Origin of the sequence: Intestinibacter sp. (genome assembly GCF_051866655.1) — a bacterium.
In the GTDB taxonomy this organism is placed as follows: domain Bacteria; phylum Bacillota; class Clostridia; order Peptostreptococcales; family Peptostreptococcaceae; genus Intestinibacter.
Window position 1 is genome coordinate 1 of the sequence record NZ_JBJDXL010000295.1, and the last position, 3817, is coordinate 3817.

Here is a 3817-nt window from a genome sequence, read left to right on the forward strand (position 1 = left end):
CGCCTGTGTAGTTTGGATTTTCTAATCTCTTCTCTTTTGCAACATTTACAGCAGATGCTGATCTATGATGTCCATCTGCTATATATAAATATGGAATTTTATCAAATTCGCTCACAAGCTCATCTAAGTCTTGTTGTCTGTCGATTCGCCAGACTGTGTGGAATACACCGTCTTCAGACATAAAGTCGTAAATAGGCAATTCATTTTTTACATAGAAGTCTACTAATTCGTCTACTTTTTCTCTATTTTTGTAAGTTAAAAGAATTGTACCTGTATTTGCGTTGCAGTATTTTATATGCTTAGTTCTGTCTAATTCTTTATCTGGTTTAGTGTATTCGTGTATTTTTATTACTCCATTTATGCTGTCATCTACAGATACACAAGCTACAAGACCGATTTGATCTCTGCCATTCATTGTTTCTCTGTAAATGTAGATGCAGTCTTGATTTTCTTTTATTAAAATATCATTATTTCTGAAATTATCTAGATTTTCTCTAGCCTTTAGATAAACAGCTTCATCGTGTTCATCTACTTTATCGTCTAAATCTATTTCTGCTCTATCAATGTGTATGAAAGAATATTTATTCTTTTCACCCATTTCCTTAGCTTCTTCCCTATTCATAACGTCATATGGTAATTCCGCTACCATATCTACATATTGTTTTGCTGGTCTAATTGCTTTAAAAGGTTTTATAACCGCCATCTCTTTATCCCCCTGATTTTTAGCTTCCCAAAATTTTATATTCCACTATTTTATGCTCTATTATAATGCAATTTGTTGTTGATCATCTTGAAAGTAGTCAACTATCATATCAACTATTTCTTTACTAATTCTATCTTGAGCTTCAACTGTTGATGCACCTATATGGGGAGTTGGAGATACCATTGGATGATTAACTAGCTCTAGGTTTATTTTTGGTTCTTCTTCATATACGTCCATTGCTACTGCTTCTATTTTTCCTTCGTCTAAAGCGTCTATTAAGTCGTGTTCACATACTAAAGCGCCTCTGGCGTTATTTATAAAATATACGCCTTGTTTCATCATATCGAATTCTTTTTTAGTTATTAAGTAACCTTTTTCTGGATCGTAAGGTATGTGTATTGTTAAGAAATCAGCGTTTGCTAAAACTTCTTCAAAGCTACAGAATTTATATCTTGGGTAGCCTTTCATTTCGCCTAATATATCGTAGTATATTATTTTCATGCCTATTGCGCTCGCCATTTTAGCAACTTCTTTACCTATTCTTCCTAAACCTATTATTCCTAATGTTTTTCCAAATACTTCTGTTCCTATATAATTTTTCTTGTTCCATTGACCTTGTCTCATAGTTACGTTAGCTATGTTTACATATCTAGCTATTGTAAATAATTGACCTATTGTAAGTTCTGCTACTGATCTAGTACTTGCACATGGTGTATTCATAACCTTTACGCCTCTTTTATTTGCGTATTTAACGTCTATATTATCTAGTCCTACACCACTTCTTATTATTAATTTAAGTCTTGCATTTCCTTCTAAGGCTTTATCTATTATCTCTTTAGTGATTTTATTTTTTGAACGGATAACTAATGCATCTACATCTTGACACATTAATCCAAGCTCTTCACCATCATAAAATTTATCTATTACATCAAATCCTAAATTTTTTAAGTTTTCTATTTGGTCTAAATTCATTCCATCAGCTACTAATATTCTATACATTTTCTTACCTCCAAAATCCCTTTTATAATTCCGCTTTTTTAATATTCATAATTATTAATATTTTCAATTTTTTCTTAAATTTTAACAATCTTTAAAATCCTAATATATCATCGATATTTTTTAATAAATCTTTTATATCTTCTTGTGTGTAATCTCCCATATGTGAAATTCTAAATGTTTTATCTTTTAGCTCTCCGTATCCATTTGCTATTAAATATCCACGTTTTTGTAATTCTTCGTTTAATTTAGATACGTCTATGTTTTGGGTATTTTTTACTACTGTTAAAGTATTTGATAAGTGATTTTTATCTGTAAAGATTTCGAAGTGTTCCTCAGCCCAATTTCTAACGATTTTAGCCATGTCTTCATGTCTTTTAAATCTATTTTCTAGGCCTTCTTCTAAGATTTTTCCTAATTGATAATCTAAAGCGAACATGTGTGAAAGGGATGGAGTTGAAGGATATTGATAATTTTTCTTTTGAATGTATTCATACATTGCAAGTAAATCAAAATAAACTCCTCGATTTGGTACTTTTTCGGCTCTTTCCTTAGCCTTTTGAGAAAATGTACACATTGACATACCTGGTGGTAAACCAATTGCCTTTTGAACTGATGTTATGCAAATATCTATTCCAATTTCATCGACGGGGATTTTAATGCCTCCCGCTGAACTAACTGTGTCTACACAATAGACTACATCGTCATATTTTTTTAGGATTTGACCAATATCTTCGATTGGATTTCTTATGCCTGTAGAAGTCTCATTATGAGTTACAGTTATTAAATCATATTTGCCAGTTGCAAGTACCTTATCAACCATTTCTGGCTCTATAGCCTGACCTAATTCTACTTTAAATAAATCTGTAGGAACACCATTTGTTATACCCATTTTGTGCCATCGATCTCCAAATGAACCACAGGAGAATACAGCTGCTCTTCTTGATGTACAACATCGAATGGAGCCTTCCATTAAGCCAGTGCCGGAGGATGTTGATAATAATATTGTATTATTTGTGTAAAATAATTTTTGTGCTTTTTCAGTTATGCTTTTTTGAAGCTCTGATGCTTCTTTGCCTCTATGACTGATAACTGGTGTAGCCATCTTTTCTAGGACATCTTCACTAACATCTATAGGTCCTGGTATAAATAATTTCTTACTCATAATAAGCCTCCTTTCTTCTAAATTTAAAAGTTTATTTTTTATTATCAAAATAATAATTAACTTTATTTAATATCTATAGTATGTTTTTTTGCTTTATTTGTCAATAGATTTGTTAATTTAATCCATATAAATTTTTTTTATACTAAGCCATATTCCAATATATTACATTCGATATATATAATATTGTACGGGATAACGTTAACATTTTTTACCTTTATTTGTATATAAATTTGATTTAATTCTATCTAATTCTAATTTTCAATTTGATTTTTATATTATGTCCAATTGCTAAAAGTTCATTCACTTTTTTATAATTTTGATTAAAAATTAATATTTACTAAATATAGTATATCCAAAATATGTTATATTATATTAAAAAAGCTTTTAAATTTACATATATTGGAGGTATTTAAAATGAAAGTAGCAGTTATGGCAGGTACTCCTGTAGATACACAAATGGGGGTTGACTTTTTAAAAGAAAAAGAAGTGGAGGCGTACTCTTATCCAGTTTCAGAAAATCCAACAGAACAACTATTATTTCAAACGCTTCCTATTGGCGAAAGAAAGGAAGCTCTTTTAGAATTAATAGCAAAAATTAAAAACGACGGCATGGACGCAATATTTGTCTACTGTAACTCATTGAGCTCAAGTATCGATTTCCACGAATTAGCTGATATATCTAAGATTTACATAGTTACACCGCTAGATGTTTATGAGTTTTTAGCAAATCAATACACTTATCTAGGACTTATCTGCGCTAACGGCCAATCAGCAGGTGGAATTGAAAAGATAATCGCAAATACAAATTCTAAATGCACAGTTGTGGGTTTGAACTCGATGACATTAGTTAATAATGTAGAAGAAAAAATTCCTCCTATGGAGCTTATAAAAAACAACCATTTAGAGGACATAATCAGCTTCTTTGAGGGGATAAATGTAGAGGCTCTAATCCT

At 30.8% G+C, this 3817-nt stretch carries 4 protein-coding genes; 1 reads left to right on the forward strand and 3 read right to left on the reverse strand.

Annotation, left to right across the window (positions count from 1 at the left end):
- The 3 genes from ACI3VO_RS08770 to ACI3VO_RS08780 all read right to left on the reverse strand — a co-directional run.
- Positions 1-703 (reverse strand): DUF1015 domain-containing protein (locus ACI3VO_RS08770; protein WP_439757553.1); only part of this gene is annotated, 703 nt, incomplete at its 3' end.
- A gap of 60 nt (positions 704-763) precedes the next feature.
- Positions 764-1702 carry a D-2-hydroxyacid dehydrogenase gene (locus ACI3VO_RS08775; protein WP_439757554.1) on the reverse strand — a complete coding sequence of 313 codons (939 nt, stop codon included), beginning with the start codon at positions 1700-1702 and terminating at the stop codon, positions 764-766.
- Between the two features lie 91 nt (positions 1703-1793).
- Positions 1794-2864, reverse strand: coding sequence for a pyridoxal-phosphate-dependent aminotransferase family protein (locus tag ACI3VO_RS08780; RefSeq protein ID WP_439757555.1), 1071 nt, complete (start codon positions 2862-2864; stop codon positions 1794-1796).
- 414 nt (positions 2865-3278) lie between these two features.
- Here ACI3VO_RS08780 and ACI3VO_RS08785 point away from each other — a divergent pair.
- On the forward strand, positions 3279-3817 hold a 539-nt coding region (locus tag ACI3VO_RS08785; protein WP_439757556.1), incomplete at its 3' end, for an aspartate/glutamate racemase family protein.

Excerpts from the sequence above, each read along its gene's own strand:
- ACI3VO_RS08775 (WP_439757554.1), bottom strand. The coding sequence starts at position 1,702 with ATGTATAGAATATTAGTAGCTGATGGAATGAATTTAGACCAAATAGAA.
- ACI3VO_RS08780 (WP_439757555.1), bottom strand. The coding sequence starts at position 2,864 with ATGAGTAAGAAATTATTTATACCAGGACCTATAGATGTTAGTGAAGAT.